13 protein-coding genes are annotated in these 15,837 nt (G+C 40.1%); 6 read left to right on the top strand and 7 right to left on the bottom strand.

Translation table 11 applies throughout. From position 1 onward, the window contains the following. The first annotated feature begins 212 nt into the window (after positions 1-212). Positions 213-767 carry a cytochrome b gene (locus tag F3J02_RS06980; protein WP_167248309.1) on the top strand — a complete coding sequence of 185 codons (555 nt, stop codon included), beginning with the start codon at positions 213-215 and terminating at the stop codon, positions 765-767. A gap of 42 nt (positions 768-809) precedes the next feature. Here F3J02_RS06980 and F3J02_RS06975 read toward each other — a convergent pair whose 3' ends face one another. The 4 genes from F3J02_RS06975 to F3J02_RS06960 form a co-directional block, all read right to left on the bottom strand. Further along, positions 810-1,808: an adenosine deaminase gene (locus F3J02_RS06975; RefSeq protein ID WP_167248308.1), complete on the bottom strand. Its 999-nt coding sequence runs from the start codon at positions 1,806-1,808 to the stop codon at positions 810-812. A gap of 115 nt (positions 1,809-1,923) precedes the next feature. After that, positions 1,924-3,243, bottom strand: a complete 1,320-nt coding sequence (locus tag F3J02_RS06970) for an NCS2 family permease (protein ID WP_004805960.1) — start codon at positions 3,241-3,243, stop codon at positions 1,924-1,926. A gap of 326 nt (positions 3,244-3,569) precedes the next feature. After that, positions 3,570-3,755 (bottom strand): hypothetical protein, encoded by a 186-nt coding sequence (locus F3J02_RS06965; RefSeq protein WP_167248307.1) that lies wholly within the window; start codon positions 3,753-3,755, stop codon positions 3,570-3,572. A 318-nt stretch (positions 3,756-4,073) separates the two neighbouring features. After that, the gene (locus F3J02_RS06960; RefSeq protein WP_167248306.1) at positions 4,074-6,284 is read right to left on the bottom strand and encodes a TonB-dependent receptor; all 2,211 of its coding nucleotides are present in this window, start codon (positions 6,282-6,284) and stop codon (positions 4,074-4,076) included. A 284-nt stretch (positions 6,285-6,568) separates the two neighbouring features. Between F3J02_RS06960 and F3J02_RS06955 the strand changes: the two genes are divergently transcribed. Next, positions 6,569-8,641, top strand: a complete 2,073-nt coding sequence (locus F3J02_RS06955) for a TonB-dependent receptor plug domain-containing protein (protein WP_167248305.1) — start codon at positions 6,569-6,571, stop codon at positions 8,639-8,641. A gap of 155 nt (positions 8,642-8,796) precedes the next feature. Next, positions 8,797-9,018 carry a DUF6500 family protein gene (locus tag F3J02_RS06950; RefSeq protein ID WP_167248304.1) on the top strand — a complete coding sequence of 74 codons (222 nt, stop codon included), beginning with the start codon at positions 8,797-8,799 and terminating at the stop codon, positions 9,016-9,018. Here the strand turns inward: F3J02_RS06950 and F3J02_RS06945 are convergent. The 3 genes from F3J02_RS06945 to F3J02_RS06935 are packed head-to-tail and all read right to left on the bottom strand — an operon-like array spanning position 9,015 to position 12,689. Next, positions 9,015-10,484, bottom strand: a complete 1,470-nt coding sequence (locus tag F3J02_RS06945) for a sulfite reductase subunit alpha (protein WP_167248303.1) — start codon at positions 10,482-10,484, stop codon at positions 9,015-9,017. The genes F3J02_RS06950 and F3J02_RS06945 overlap by 4 nt on opposite strands. A 9-nt stretch (positions 10,485-10,493) precedes the next feature. After that, positions 10,494-11,084 carry a PepSY-associated TM helix domain-containing protein gene (locus F3J02_RS06940; protein ID WP_167248302.1) on the bottom strand — a complete coding sequence of 197 codons (591 nt, stop codon included), beginning with the start codon at positions 11,082-11,084 and terminating at the stop codon, positions 10,494-10,496. Between the two features lie 33 nt (positions 11,085-11,117). Further along, positions 11,118-12,689, bottom strand: a complete 1,572-nt coding sequence (locus F3J02_RS06935; protein WP_167248301.1) for a DUF2271 domain-containing protein — start codon at positions 12,687-12,689, stop codon at positions 11,118-11,120. Positions 12,690-13,002: 313 nt separating this feature from the next. Here F3J02_RS06935 and F3J02_RS06930 point away from each other — a divergent pair, with 313 nt between their 5' ends. From F3J02_RS06930 to F3J02_RS06920, 3 genes are all read left to right on the top strand, one after another. Continuing rightward, positions 13,003-13,890 carry a DUF4198 domain-containing protein gene (locus F3J02_RS06930; RefSeq protein WP_167248300.1) on the top strand — a complete coding sequence of 296 codons (888 nt, stop codon included), beginning with the start codon at positions 13,003-13,005 and terminating at the stop codon, positions 13,888-13,890. Between the two features lie 123 nt (positions 13,891-14,013). Next, on the top strand, positions 14,014-15,015 hold the full coding sequence (locus tag F3J02_RS06925; protein ID WP_167248299.1) for an AraC family transcriptional regulator: 1,002 nt from the start codon (positions 14,014-14,016) through the stop codon (positions 15,013-15,015). Positions 15,016-15,111: 96 nt separating this feature from the next. Further along, on the top strand, positions 15,112-15,735 hold the full coding sequence (locus F3J02_RS06920; RefSeq protein ID WP_167248298.1) for a sterol desaturase family protein: 624 nt from the start codon (positions 15,112-15,114) through the stop codon (positions 15,733-15,735). Positions 15,736-15,837 lie beyond the last annotated feature (102 nt).

The following is a 15,837-nucleotide window of genomic DNA, read 5'->3' as shown; positions in this document are numbered from 1 at the left end:
TATTCCGTATCTAAATTTTGCAGGCGTATTGTGCCTAAATGACACGTTTTATGATATGACCCTGTGCTATCTTTACATAATATAACAATGATAAATGATTTATAAGCACTACAACGTTCCACTCGTAAAACGCTCCGTTACATTTACACTGTATGAGCAGGAAAAAGTGCTATCTAAAATCAAAGAACTCATATCACAGCTAGGATGTTGCGATGTCAACCTCAGCACAATATTACACACGCACTGCGCAAGTTTTACATTGGCTCATGGCTGCTATTTTTATCATTGCTTGGCTTATCGGTTTTTATAGTGGCAATTTTCTCAGCTACGATGCCGATGGGAGTTTCAAAGGAACAGTCATTACCCTACATAAAAATATAGCAACCACCATTATCTTCTTAGTCGTTATCCGTATTTTTTGGCGCTACACCCACCCTGCACCTGAATTACCAAATACCATGTCACCAACAATGAAAATGTTGGCACATGTCGGGCATTTATTCCTCTACCTCATGCTGCTAGCACTACCGATCACAGGCTGTCTATTTAGCTGGAGTGCTGGACATCCTGCTCCTGTTTTATACTTATTTGAAATTCCACGTTTAGTACAAGATAATCCTGAGTTATTGGCTATCGTTAAACCTTTACATATTTACTTGTCATGGTTTGCAGGCCTCCTCGTTGCAGGGCATGCTTTGGCTGCCATCAAACATCACCTGATTGACAAAGATAATGTCTTACTCAGTATGTTACGCCAGCCTAAATAAACCTTAAGACATAAAAAAACCGCTTTACGCGGTTTTTTTAATTTAGATCTTTTTCACTTCTGCAATCCACTTTTGCTTTTCTTCATCCGAAATGAATGAAGCTTCAAAAGAATTAATTGCCAGTTGCTTTAATTCATCATTGCTTAAATCCAACGCTTGCTGAATTGCAACGAAGTTATCATTCATATAACCACCGAAATATGAAGGATCATCTGAGTTCACAGTGACATGTACGCCCTGTTGCAACAAACGGCGAATGTTGTGCTCAGCCATGTCTTTTACAACACAAAGCTTTAAGTTACTTAAAGGACAAACTGTTAAAGGCATTTTCTCAGCGATTAAGCGCGCCATTAAGCTTTCATCTTCTTCAGAACGCACACCATGATCAATACGGTTTACTTTTAACAAGTCTAAAGCTTCCCAGATATACTCTGGTGGACCTTCTTCACCCGCATGTGCCACGATCAAGAAACCAGCTTCACGGGCTTTAGTAAATACACGCTCAAATTTCGCTGGAGGATGCCCAACTTCACTTGAGTCTAAACCAATCGCAATAATGTCATCTTTGAATGGCAATGCTTGTTCAAGCGTTTCAAATGCTTTCTCTTCGCTTAAATGGCGCAAGAAACACATAATCAACTGAGAACTAATTCCCAACTTTTCTTGTGCATCTTTACAAGCACGTTTTAAACCAGCAAGCACGGTTGCAAATTCAACCCCACGTTCAGTATGCGTTTGTGGATCGAAGAACATTTCGGTATGTACCACACGATCTTCAGCACACTTTTCAAAATATGCCCAAGCAAGATCATAGAAATCTTGTTCAAGCACAAGCACATTTGCGCCTGCATAATAAATATCTAAAAAAGATTGAAGATTATGAAAGTTATAGGCTTGCTTCACTTCTTCAACCGATTGATAAGGAATCTGAATCTGATTACGCTGTGCAATAGCAAACATCAGTTCTGGTTCAAAAGTCCCTTCAATATGCACATGCAATTCGGCTTTGGGTAAAGCACGAATCAGCTCGATTTGATTCATATTAACTCCACGTCTAAAGAAAAAAGGGTGTTATCGAAATAACGCCCTTTTAGGCTCTCTTCACAATGAGCTGCAAACACATACAGCTCAAGAAGAAAATGATAAAAGAATTAGCTTAGCCGCCAAATGCAACAAACTTGAATACCCACAGTGCCGCAATAATCCAGACCATATAAGGAACTGTCTTTGCTTTTCCTGTCAGTAATTTAACCAATGCATAGCTGATAAAGCCCATCGCGATACCATCTGCAATTGAATAGGTAAATGGCATAAACACGATGGTTAAAAATGCAGGAACGGCTTCTGTAATGTCATCCCAATCGATATGTGTGATCCCTTGGATCATCAACACACCAATGAATAACAATGCAGGTGCTGTCGCGAAACCTGGAACAGATTGAGCCAATGGTGCCAAAAACAAGCAACCAATGAATAGGAATGCAACAACAACCGCAGTTAAACCCGTACGCCCACCAGCCGCAACACCAGAAGCTGACTCAATATAAGGCGTTGTAGACGATGTACCTAAAGCAGCGCCCGCGACAATTGCTGTTGAATCTGCAAATAATGCTTTTTTCAAACGTGGCAATTTACCATCTTGAAGTAAACCTGCACGATGCGACACCCCCACCAGCGTACCTGTACTGTCAAATAAATCGACAATAAAGAAGACAAAAATGACCCCAACCATACTAGCGGTAAATAGACCTTCAAAGTCCATTTGCATAAAGGTAGGTGCTAGAGAAGGAACTTGACCAACAACGCCCTTAAACTCATTTAAGCCCATTGCGGTTGCAATTGCAGTTACAACTAAAATACTGAGAATGATCGCACCACGTACTTTAAACTGATGCAAAACCACAATCATTAAAAAGCCGAACAGTGCCAACAATACCGTTGGTTGCTTGATATCGCCTAGACCCACCAAAGTCGCTGGATTATCAACAATAATGCCTGCATTTTTCAGTGCAATTAGGGCTAGGAATAAACCAATACCGCCACCAATTGCGAATTTCAGTGACATTGGAATCGCATTGACAATCGCTTCACGAATTTTAAAGAAGCTAATCGCAAGGAATACCAAACCTGACACAAAAACTGCGGCTAGAGCAGTTTGCCAAGGCACGCCCATGCCTAAACAAACGGAATAGGTAAAATAAGCATTTAAGCCCATACCAGGTGCCAGTGCGATTGGGTAGTTCGCAATAATCCCCATGACCAAACACCCAATTGCCGCAGCCAAACAGGTCGCAACAAACACGGCACCATGATCCATGCCAGTTTCAGAAAGAATGAGTGGGTTTACAATGATGATGTAACACATCGTCAAGAATGTAGTTACACCTGCTAGAACTTCCGTTCTAAAGTTGGTTTTGTTTTCGCTCAACTTAAATAAGCGTTCCAACAAACCAGCCGAAGCATTAGGCGTTGTCATAACATAGCACCTGTTGAAATCTAAGATCGTAGAATGTGAAATCTATACGTTTGTGTTTGCAATCTTTTTTGAATGTACACAAAAATGTATACAAGGCTAAAAGCAATCTATATGCCAGCTTTGCACCTGTTACACAGAAGATATGTATAAATTCGATTCCGATATCAAAACGTAAAAAGCCGCATATCAAGATGCAGCTTTTTATTTAATGGTAAATATTTTAACAGATTCTACTCAAAACTTGAGTATCACAATACAAAAAAAGCGTATTTCACGATCAATCTCAGACGATTGAATCAGCAATGACCTTTTAGCACCACACAAAACTACTGATTACGCTGATAAGAGGATAAATGCGTATGTTGGTTATGCTGTATCGTATTCAAGCTGTTTTCGGCATCTTGAACAATTTTCATGAGCTCTTGGCGTTTCTTAGTTTGGGCATCTACATAGGCGACATAACCCAAAATAAATACAGAGAAAACCAAAGCGATCGCAATTTTAATCTTCATTATTATTATCTCTATTATAAAGTTTTCTTTAATGCTAACAAAAAAGACTGAAAAGGAGAACAAAAACGCATATTAAAATCACAAATGATAACCACATCACAATTATACAGTTATTCTAATAAGTTTTTGCTTAATTTTCACTCAATCAAATATTAGAATATTCCAGTTTTTTTAGCAATGCCATTTTATATAATTCAATAAGATAGATTAAAACTATATCTTTAAAATTAAAAATTTGTTCATTTTCATAATGTAAAAAACAAAAAGCACTTTTGCCTTAGCAAAAGTGCTCATCTTTACATTGATGTTTTTTTGGGATTAGAACTGATAGTTCAAACGCACCAAGAAGTTGCGTGGTGTACCTGGCATAGACGGATCTCTCCAGTATTCTTTATCGGTGATGTTGTTTACAGCAACTGTTGCTCCCCAACGTTCATCTTTATAACCAATAGCGGCATCTAAACGTGTCCAACCTTCAATTTTCGCTGTGTTCGCATCATTTGTATAGAAAGATCCAACATATGTTGCACCAAGCTCTCCATAAACTTTTTCAGTTGGTAAATAACGAACAAATAGATTACCCGTATTCTCAGATACCTTTGCCAACTGATTGTCTTTCAAACGAGATGCTTCAGGAACATTGCTACGAACGTCCTTATTCCATTTAGCATCCGTATAACCATAGCCACCACGAACAAATAAATTATCCATCACTCGGCCAATAAAGCTAAACTCTAACCCTTTTGAACGCTGTTGTTGACCAACGGCCCATTGTTCAGGATGCTTAACTTCATCAGGACGATAACGAATATTGTTTTTTGTAATATCATAAATTGAGAATTGAGTATTTAATCTATCATTCAACCAATCACTTTTAACCCCAATTTCATACTGTTCATTGTATTGTGGTTCAGCATCGTAAACACCAGGGCTTTGAGTTGGATCAATACTAATCATTCCTCGGCCACCATATGGCGCAAAGCTCTTGCTATAAGAGGCATAAAAACTTTGGCTCTCAATAGGCTGCCACACAAATCCCATATTCGGGCTAAACGTTTCACCATCATATGACTGCTTCTTATCGGTCATCATATTATGTGTTTTAAACTCAAATTGATCGTAACGTGCTCCAAGCATCATTTTAATGGTTGGAGTTAAACTTACTAAGTCTTGAATAAAAATAGCTTTATTTTCTGCATTATGTTGACTATAAGACGTCATTGGTGTCCGACCAACCGTCTGACTGAATAACGGAGAAGCATAATTATCATTAGGGTTGTACGGGTTAATATATCCGTAATATTTACCTGCATATTGACCGCTCGAATAGTTCCCCAATTTTGGATCTCTATCTTCATGCGTCCAATCACTGCCTACCATGATGTTATGTTCAAATGACCCCGTTTTGAATTTACCAGTAATATCAAAAGTATTCATTACAGTTTTATTCATGGTCTCTTGCCAAGCATAGCTTTGACGGAGGTAGCCATTCCAATCACATTTCGCAGGCTTACTTTCTAAAGTCAAATTATTATCGCAATAGGTTCCACCAAAGAAATTATCAAAGTTTTGATATGCTTGGCGATAACTCGCAGCCCAATGGAATTTCCAATCTGGTGCAAACTCGTATTTCACATCAGTACGAATTGTTTGTAATTCATCTTCAATAAAATCAGAGCTACGCGCAAAAGCATTTTTAATAGAAACACCCTTTGGTAAATTTTCATATGACGGACCACGATCAGGTGTACGATCTAATCTGTCATAGGTATATTGCGTCGTCCAAAGTAACTTCTCATCATCACTACGATAGGTCACACTTGGAGAAATCATTTCAATTTGTGAACCAATACCTGAGCGAAAGCTATTGGTATCAGCTTTTTCACCAGTTAGACGAATAGCCCAATTATCTGTTAGAACCTGATTAAAATCTAAGGTCCCCCCGATGTTTTCATATGAACCAGCATAGACTCCAACTGAACTTTTAGAGTCAAAATTGGCGAATTTGGTAACCATATTGATCACACCACCGCCAGCACCTCGCCCGTAGAGTACAGAAGCAGGTCCTTTTAAAATCTCAATACGTTCTACATTTGCAGTACTACGACGTAATTGCCCACTTTCACGAACACCATCACGATAGATATCCCCTTCATCCGCTTTAAAACCACGAAGTGAAATTCCATCACCACGTGTATCGTAATTTGTGGATACACCTGGCGTGCCTTGTAACATGACACTCAGATCATTTGCCCCATAGATTTTATATTTTTGCACATCAATGGTATCGACAGTCTGTGGAATATCTTTTTTCTTAAGACCATTACGCGTAACACTTGCCTGATCATAATCAATATAACTTTTGATCGGATCAAGCTCGCTCATCGCTTCAATTTTAATGGTTGGCATCACTGCCGTTGGTGCAGCTGTCTCATTGGCAAATGCATACTGTGCTTGCAATAGCATCATGGTTAACAAGCTAACTTTAAAAATAGGCTTGTGATGCATATTTGAAGGTAAAGAACTCATAAAATTTCTCAAAAAACTCAGACAAAAATTAAAAAAATATTAAAAATAAAAAAACGCTACAATTTTAATAAAAATCATTCTCATTTTCACCTACTTTTGCACTATTTTTTGAATTTTAAGTTTACTTATTGCTCATATAGAATTTTGGCTATTTTCCCTATCAAGCTTATTGATGATAAAAATATTTTTAAATCTTTGAGTTATCGGCACTAAATTCCATTTTTCTACACAATTGTACATTAGGCTACACAGAAAATAATTTGATCGTTTTTTGGGGCTCTAGAATGAAATATGCTGTTTATTGTGGAAAACTCAGTGTGCTTAGCTCAGCATTACTCAGTATAAGTGCTTCAATGTTTGCAGCTGAGCCAACTACCGAGACTTCTGCACCCGCAGCATCCGAATCAAGTCCTCAAGTTTTACCTACCCTTTCATTCAAGGCTTCAGCCGAACCCCAAAAAGCAAAAGATGATGATATTAGTGCTGTCCCTAAAACCATCATTACCCAAGAAGAAATGCTGCAATATGGCGATCAGTCTGTGATGGATGCTTTACGACGCGCTGCTGGCTTTCAGATTCCAAGTTTTGGTCAAGGTCCACGTGGTGGCGGTGGTGCTTCGGGCATGCGTTTTCGTGGTGGCGGTGCACCAACCTTTTTAGTTAATGGTGAACCTGTTCAAGGTGGTCCTCGTGGTGGTATGTCAGTCATTGACACCATTAGCCCTGAAATGATTGAACGTATTGAAGTGGTCAAACAACCGAGTGTTGCTCAAGCTTCTGTTGCATCATCAGCGGTGATCAATATTATTTTAAAAGAACCTCTGGATACCCGTTTAAATGGCTCAGTGAAACTTGGCTATGGCTTACGTGATAGTGGTGAACAACAATCTGAACGCAAGCAAATCAACATTCAAGCAGATGGTCGTGAAAACCAGTGGTCATATAGCGTTTCAGCCAATCAAATGTGGATGGATAATACTTCGATTACCAAAACTGAAACCGCAACAGGAACACGCGAACAACTTCGTACCGTAAACCGCACCATGCAGATGTTCTCCCCTCGTTTGCAATACGATCTCGATGATCAACAAAAGTTGATTGCAGAATTGTTCTATCGCAATATCAAAATGGATGGTTATTCAACCAATCAAACTCAAGATGATAAGAACGATAGTATTCGCTTAAATACGCGTTATGAGCGTAAAGACAAAGACCTGAGTGATAAAATCCGCCTATCTATCGAACGTCAAACGGAAACCCAGCTCACGCGCTCGCCACAAAATACAATTTATACCGATGAAACAGTAAATGAGTACGGTCTTGCCTATGATGGCATTCGTAAATTAGATAAAGACCGTCAAATTAAATTTGGTTTTGATACCCGCAGCAACGAACTCGATAGCAATGTTAGCAAAAGCCTCGATGAACAACGCTATGCTGTTTATGGTGAAGGTAGCTGGCGTTTTACAGATCGTCAAACGGTGACTTTAGGTGCGCGTCAGGAATGGCTGAATCGTTCAGGCTTGGTTGATTATCAAGATCAACATTTAAGTCCTGTTTTGGCCTATCGCTTTGACCTGACTGAGCAATGGTCAATTCAAACCAACTTGAGCCAAGCTTTTAAGAGCCCGAATACCGATCGGCTGATTCCGAATGTGACTGTCTCTACAGATAGTGATGCAGGTAGCTTGAATAATCCCGATCGTGGTGGTAATCCAAACCTAAAGCCTGAAAAAATCCGTGCTGCTGAATCGACCCTCGCCTATGACTCTGCGAGTGGTGGAGTGAGTGTTACAGCGTATCATCGCGAAATTAAAGACTACATTGAAAAAGTCATTGCACTTGAAGGCTCACGTTATGTAGAACGTCCACAAAACCAAGATCAAGCGACCACTTATGGTGTTGAATTCTCAGGACGCTACGCACTCAAACAAACAGAAGCTGGACATGCATTTATGCTCAACGGGCAAGTGTCAACGATTCGTGCCAAGATTGAAGATGGACAACATAGTGAACGTTTGGTCAGTGATGTTGCACCTTATAATGCCAGTGCTGGTATGTCTTATAGTTACAAGCCTTGGCAACTATCGACCAGCGTAAACATCAGTTACACACCTGAATTTACCCGTGCTTTAGACGGCCAACCTTATGATCGCACCACCAATGAGCGTTTTAGTTTGGATTTAAGTGCAACCAAACGCTTTACACATGGTTGGGCAGCGAGTCTTAATCTAAATAACGTTTTAAGTACCAACTATAAAGAGCGCCTCACCAACCAAACAGATGGCAGCTTATATCAGGCGAGAACCAATCAAAGTATTCCGTCATTACAGTTTAGCCTCGAGAAAAAATTCTAATTTTCTAACGCTTTTAAATGATTGAAGCATCAAAAGTCAGCTTATCCTGAGCTGACTTTTTAATTTCAAAACAAATATTAAACCCAAATGATGACAAGCACTTATATTTAGGATGCTATGATCCCCCAACTCTGATTAGCCCCTGAGACAACTAGATGAAAGCCGAATTACAAGCCAAAATCATACAGGTCTGCGATGAAAAAATCGCCAAGAAAGGTAGCAATGTAGGACTTTCATTTTATGCTTTCTTTGCCAATAAAAATGATAATCCTGAACTTCTCATGGAGGCGGCTGAATGGTGGATCATGCAACATCAACTGGATCACTTTGAAAAAGCCAGCAAGATTAAAGCACTGGTTTTAGCTGAATCTGATTAATAAACATCTCGCTGGTAGCGTTGTTCCTGTTTGAGTTGCTCCACCAAATCAAGCCCTAAAACCTCTTTTAATGCCTGATCAACGCCACCCGCCATTCCCTTGAGGCTACCACAGACATAAATTGCTGCACCCTGTGCAACCCAAGTCTGTAATCGAGCGGATTGAGCTTTTAAACAGTCTTGTACATAGATTTTCTCAGCTTGGTCACGCGAAAATGCATAATCGACTTGATCGAGAAAACCATGTTGCTGCCAATAGTGAATTTCCGTCTGATAAAGATGATCAAATTGCTGCTGTCTTTCACCAAAAATCAGCCAGTTTTGCTTATAACCCCAATGCTCTCTCTGACGTAGATGTGCCAGCAAACCCGCAATCCCCGTACCATTTCCAATCAAGATCAAAGGCCTTGCATCATGCGGCAAATGAAAACTTGGATTATGACGAATATGAGCCTGTAAAATTTGGTCTTGCTGCAAGCTTTGTGTCAGCCAGCCAGAACCTAAACCCAGACCTGTTTCCGTATGTTGCTGCCTGACAACTAACTCGATAAAACCATTTTCAGCCAAGCTTGCAATGGAATATTCACGTTTGGGTAAGTACTCAAATTGTGCCATCCACTGCTCAAAAGATTGCTCTGTTTTGGTTGGTAATTTCCTTAAATTCAGGGTGCTTAATTGGATGGTCAACTCAGAAGTAATCTGTTGTTGTTGAGATTGCAAAAACGCCTCAATATCATCCAGATTGTTTTCGCATTGGATCTCTAAAATATCACCTGATGACCAGACCAAATCTTCATCACCAATCAATTGAACTTTATAAATAGGTTCGCCAATACTGCCTTTATTTAAACACTGCCGATGTGCAAACTTTAATTGCAGCATCTGCTCAGAATGGGTTAAATCACTGAATTGCATCGAGGTCAGTTGCTCTAAACTACTCAACCATTGTTCCAAATCACGGCTATTCAGCTGGTCTACCAAAACTGTATCAAATAGAGCATGTGCCTGTTGTTGAACTAACCACTGTTCTAATCGCTGCCCAAACTGACAAAAGTTAGCATAGCGTCGGTCTCCCAATGCCAATATTGCAAAAGATAAATGGGATAAATCCAAGCCTTGAGTAAAAGCTTTATTCACAAAGGATTGTGCACTATCAGGTGCATCCCCTTCACCATAGGTACTGACCACCCATAAAATTCGCTGTTGTTCAGTTAAATCATTAATACTCAGATCTTGAATATTCCTAACCACAATCTGATCATCAACTAAACGTAATTGTTCAGCGGTATGCCTCGCCCAGATTTCAGCATGTCCAGACTGACTGGCATAGACCACCAAATAAGAGGGATGCGATTGTAGCGATGATTTTGAATTTCTTTGCTGCAAATATAGCCACGCAATGACAAAAAGATGCAGACTCAATAATATTGCCAATATAGCAATAACCATCAGCACAGCCTGAGTCATGATGTCACCTTAAATGGCAAACCAAATGAGTAAAATAATTGCCGCTAGACTGCCTGCTGTGAGCAGCAAATGCGTAATTAAGCGGGTTTTAATAGTGAGAAATAAAATATAGCCAGCGAGGGACAATAAAATGATGATGATCGCACTGATATCAATGAACCAATGCCATGTTGCACCGACATTCTTACCACGATGCAAATCATTCAATAAAGACACAGTGGTTGCTGGTTTTTGGGTAATTTCAACTTCACCTTGATCCATCAGTACCCAAAGATCTGTTGAACCTGCTGGACTCTCCAAACGAATCATCACCTCCCCATCCATCACTTCACTACTTTTATAGCGCCCAATCAATGAATGCTTGTCACGAACAAAATCCAGAATCACCTGACTTGGATTTTCTTGTTTCTGAATTGCACTCACAAAGGCTGGTGGCAACGTAATTTTCGTTATTTGCTCATCATTAGATGATTTAAACCAATCAGGATTATTCAGAAATAGCCCAGTTGCAGCAAAAAAAATCAGTGCGATGAAAGCAAATGCAGAGAGCCAGCCATGCACATAGCGTGCATGGCGGTAAAAATCACGACGTTGATACAAGAGATAAGCCTCGTAAATAAGTAGGGCCTTTTATTAAGCACCACGTTGGAAGTTTAATTTCAGCGTACCAATCTCGGCCTGTGCAGGAAGTGTTTTTGTTACAGGCTTAGGGCCAACCTCTAACTCAAAGCTTTGATAAGAATGATCGCCATGCTCGCGAGAGGTTTCAATATGAATTAAATATTTACCTGCATCCACAGCTTTGCCTGCTTCATCTTTACCATCCCAAGCCAAACGATACTGTCCTGGTTGACGTGATGGCTTAGCCACTGCATCTAAATTTGGCATTTGGCGGCCATAACGACGCCACCATACATAATTTGAGTTCAGCCACTTCTCATCTTTGCCCCAAACTGCAAGCGTGCGAACTAATTTTTTATCGCTGTCAGTCACCCAAACGGAAACATAAGGTGCGCGATAATTATCGACGGCAAGTTTTGGAATATTCACTTCAATTTGAGCCTGATAACCTTTAGGCCAGGCCGTTGCGGCACCATTAGCTGCTACATGTCGCATGATCGCAGGTTGATTGGCATCTAAAAGTGTAGACCAACCTGAGCTTTGATAACGACTGCCATCAGTCGCCACCAATTGCGCTTCAAAACCAACCAATTGTTCAATCAGCTGCATGCCTTCCTGAGGCGACATTGCGGTTAAAGCCGTTGCCAAAGCATCCGCATCTGCAGCGCACTGCCCTACGACGACACATTGCTCTACGGTTTGAATTGGCATACCTGTTTGCGGATTAAGCAAATGCGATTGGCCTGCCAACGAACGATAACCTTGCCCACTAAAAGCAACAGCTTGATCTTTAATATTTAAAACCTGTGTTGGGGCGGTATTATCAAAGCGTTCATTCGGATCTTGAATACCAATTTTCCAGCCCGCTTGTTGTGGTGATTGCCCCCACACTCGCATATCACCACCAATATCGATCAAAATCCCCTGTAAATGCGGCACGGCTTGTTTAGCGGCAATCAGGGCACGATCAATTACATAGCCTTTTGCGTATGCATCTGGTGCAATTTTGACAGCTGAATCAAGCTTAATCTGTTTGGTTTTTGGATTTAACTCAATACTCTGTGTCTTTAACTGGCGTAATAAAGCTTCTTGGGTTTGATCATCCAGACTTTGCACGTGATTGCTGTTTTCCCAAAGCTGAATCAGCTGACCTAAACGTGCATCAAAACCTCCACAGGTTGCACTGCGCCACTGCTCACAAGCAGCAATCACTTCATACAGCTCAGGGGAAGCCACAATCTGTTGTTCACGATTGAGTTGACTGATTTCACTGTCATCACGCCACACCGATAAAATCTTGTCCAAACGTGCTACTTCGTTCTGAATTGCCTGTAATGCCTTTTCTGCATCTTTTTGATGTGCAGTGGTTACAACAACATCTAAAGAGGTTCCTAAAATATGATCTTGATGAAAACTATAGCTTGGCGTCTGAATTGGAGCCTGTAATATCTGAGAATCTTTAACACTGCTTTCATTGGCCTGTGCTACGGTAATTGGCGACATAAATACAGCAATGGCTGCCATCAACGGTGATAAACGAAATATGATTTGAATTGGACGAAAAACTTGTTGCGTTGATGACATCGTTAAGGTTCCTTTTCTCAGATTTACCTAAGCCAATACATGCACTTTATAAAAGCAAATGGCTTGGTCTCACGCTTGAATTACAGCCAAAAGAACATGAAAGTGAAATCATTTTATTTTCAATAAAATCAAAAACATTACATTCACTTGAGATACACATTAGGGAGAAAAATAACGTGTTCATCTTTAGATGTCTAATGGCTTAAAAACGATTAAAAATTTATCGAAATAATATTGCAACTGATACTCGTTATCAAGTAGATTGTAGCAATTCTTTTGCATTTTTGTTTATTTCTCTTTTAAGGAATTCTTCATGCGCCACCTGCTTACTGTTGCCTTATTTTCTGCACTACCAACATTCAGTTTTGCTCACACAGCAAGCCCTTTTTTATTGCCAGAAGTATTCGACAGCAAAGCAGATAACGTCAGCTTTCAAAGTGGAATCACTGTAGAAAAATTCTTTGTTCCAAGCCGTAACTTTAAAACAGATTATCAGGTTACGACGCCAGAAGGAAAAACTGAGATCATTAAAGCAGCAGCAGAATTAAAAAAATTCAATATCGCTGAAGTCAATTTAACCACGGATGGCACCTATCGCCTTCGCACGCAAAATGCGACTGGCAACCCAACGAAATATGCATTGATTGATGGTCGTTGGTTACGTGTTCGCCCTCAACGCCCTGCGAATGCAAACCCGATGCCGCCACAAGGTAATAATGCAGAGCAAAAAGCGCCGCAAGCACCAGCAAATCAACCACCTCGTTTTATTGCTGAAGACCAAATTCCTGCAAATGCAAAAACGGCTCAAACCATCAACACTTATATTGCTGAAAGTTTTATCACTAAGGGTAAACCAAGTGCTGTACCTACAGTGACCAATAAAGGCTTTGAATTTAAATTTATTACCCATCCAAACGAGCTCTATGCGGGTGAATCCTTTAAAGCACAGGTGCTCATGGATGGTAAACCTGTTCCAAATTTAGAAGTTGATGTGTTTAAAGGTGCCAGCAGTTACCAACCCAATGCAAAACGTGATCAACCGCATGTCAAAACTGACGCCAAAGGTGAAGTTGAAGTGAAATTCAATGAAGCAGGTATTTATCTCATTACCACCGCTTATCCTGAAACGAATACCGACAACACCAAACAACCGATCGCTCAATCTTATACATACAGCGTGACCGTTGAAGTGACTGAATAAGCCTTTTGATCAAGGTACTTATCAGCGTATAAGTACCTTTCCCCTTTCTGATTTAGTTGCAATCCATTTCTATCTTAAAAATAACAGCGTATATTGTTTTAAAACTCGTACTTACCTTGTTTTATGACTTCAAAAAAAACCAGTGATGCAGGCATCTTTTTATGGATGGTTTATCAAACCATGCAAAAAATGAATTTAGATGCCGCTGCCATATTTGCCCGTGTTCATTTACCTGATCAGCCACCTGATAAATTCGTACGTCGTGACAACGCCACACAGCAACGCTTTTGGCAAGCAGCAGAACAAATTAGTGATGATCCTGATATTGGTTTGCACGTCGGTCACAATGTCCCACCCTTTCGCGGACAAGTGATTGAATATCTTTTTCTGAGTAGTGCAACATTTGGGGAAGGCCTCAAACGAACCATTCGATATCAGGCCTTACTCACTGACGCCATGTCTTTTGAATTAAAAATCAAAGAAGATAATACTGCTTATATTTCAGGTCTAAATCATCCTGTTCGGCATTATCTGGAATGTGCAATCGGCATTCTGCTTAACTTCTTTAAATATATTAGTGACGAAACATTTACACCACTTGAAATCGGTTTGCCGTTTCTAAACGGAGCAGATCAAGAGGAATATCAGAAAATATGGGGATGTCCTGTCAAACTCGGTCAAGATAATGGCTACATTTGCTTTGATTCAGCACAATTAACAACACCCTCTGCTGCACATGAACCTGAATTGTTAAAAGTACATGAACATCATGCTGCCTCACAGCTTGAGCTATTAAACAAGCACCAGCTTATAAACGAAATCGAAAAAATCTTGGCCAGTGGTTTATTAGAGTCTGGAGAGTTTGATCAAAACATCATTGCTGGGTATTTGGGACGTAGCACTCGTAGCTTAAGAGCAGATCTACAACTGTTAAATACCAGCTACGAAAAAGTTATTGCACATTATCGTGAACGCCTTGCCCGTCGCTTACTATCCCAGACACAGGAAAGTATTGATCAAATCGTTTATCTCACAGGTTTCTCCGAACCTTCAGCATTTTCAAGAGCATTTAAACGCTGGACTGGAGAGACACCTACAGCATATCGACAACGTAAACAGGCTTAAATTGATTGGATAGGCAGCTTAAAACTGTCAGATCAGTCAAAACTTTTTGCCCTTCTCTTTTTAAAATCCGATCTATGTTAGACGAGGTAATCCAGCATGATCGGTTTTCCAGTAGGTGTTTTTGTTGCAAATGGTATGGAATGGTACTTCCACAAAGTATGGTTACATGAATTTCCAAGCAAAAATAGAAACAGCCCCTTCTTTACCCATATTGCTCATCACAAACGTGCTCGCTTAAATGGCTTTCATGATGAAGGCTATGCTGAGTCGATGTTTAAAAACGCTGAAATGTACAATGAGAAATCAGCACTCATCGGCTTAGCTGCTGCATCCACGATTTTTCTGCCGGTTGCACCGTTCTTTACCGCGGGTCTGTACTATGGTCTTTGGAATTATTGGAAGGTGCATGCCAAATCACATCTAGACCCAGAATATGCTAAAAAAAGAATTCCTTGGCATTATGACCATCACATGACCAGTAACCAAAATGCGAACTGGTGTGTGACCAAGCCATGGTTTGATTACATTATGGGAACGCGAGTCATGACCAATGTATCGGTCACGGAAACCAATCCATTGGCGATCAACATGCCGAAGTGGTTGGAAAAAAGAGTGAATCGCATAGCACGTCGGTTATTACCGAAAGCCTATGCTCAAATTGATGCCAATACGCAATTTGATCAACAGAATTTAAAACAAGGGATTGAGGTAGCGTTATAAATATCCTCTTGTGCCTCCAACTGAGCCCAATCATTTTGATTGGGCTTTAATCACAAAAACTATTTAAAACACTTTGAAAGAACATCATTAATAGATATTATT

Source organism: Acinetobacter sp. Tr-809 (assembly GCF_011753255.1).
Classification (GTDB): domain Bacteria; phylum Pseudomonadota; class Gammaproteobacteria; order Pseudomonadales; family Moraxellaceae; genus Acinetobacter.
The sequence above is the reverse complement of the archived record's forward strand: the minus strand, read 5'-3'. Positions and strand labels throughout refer to the sequence as shown.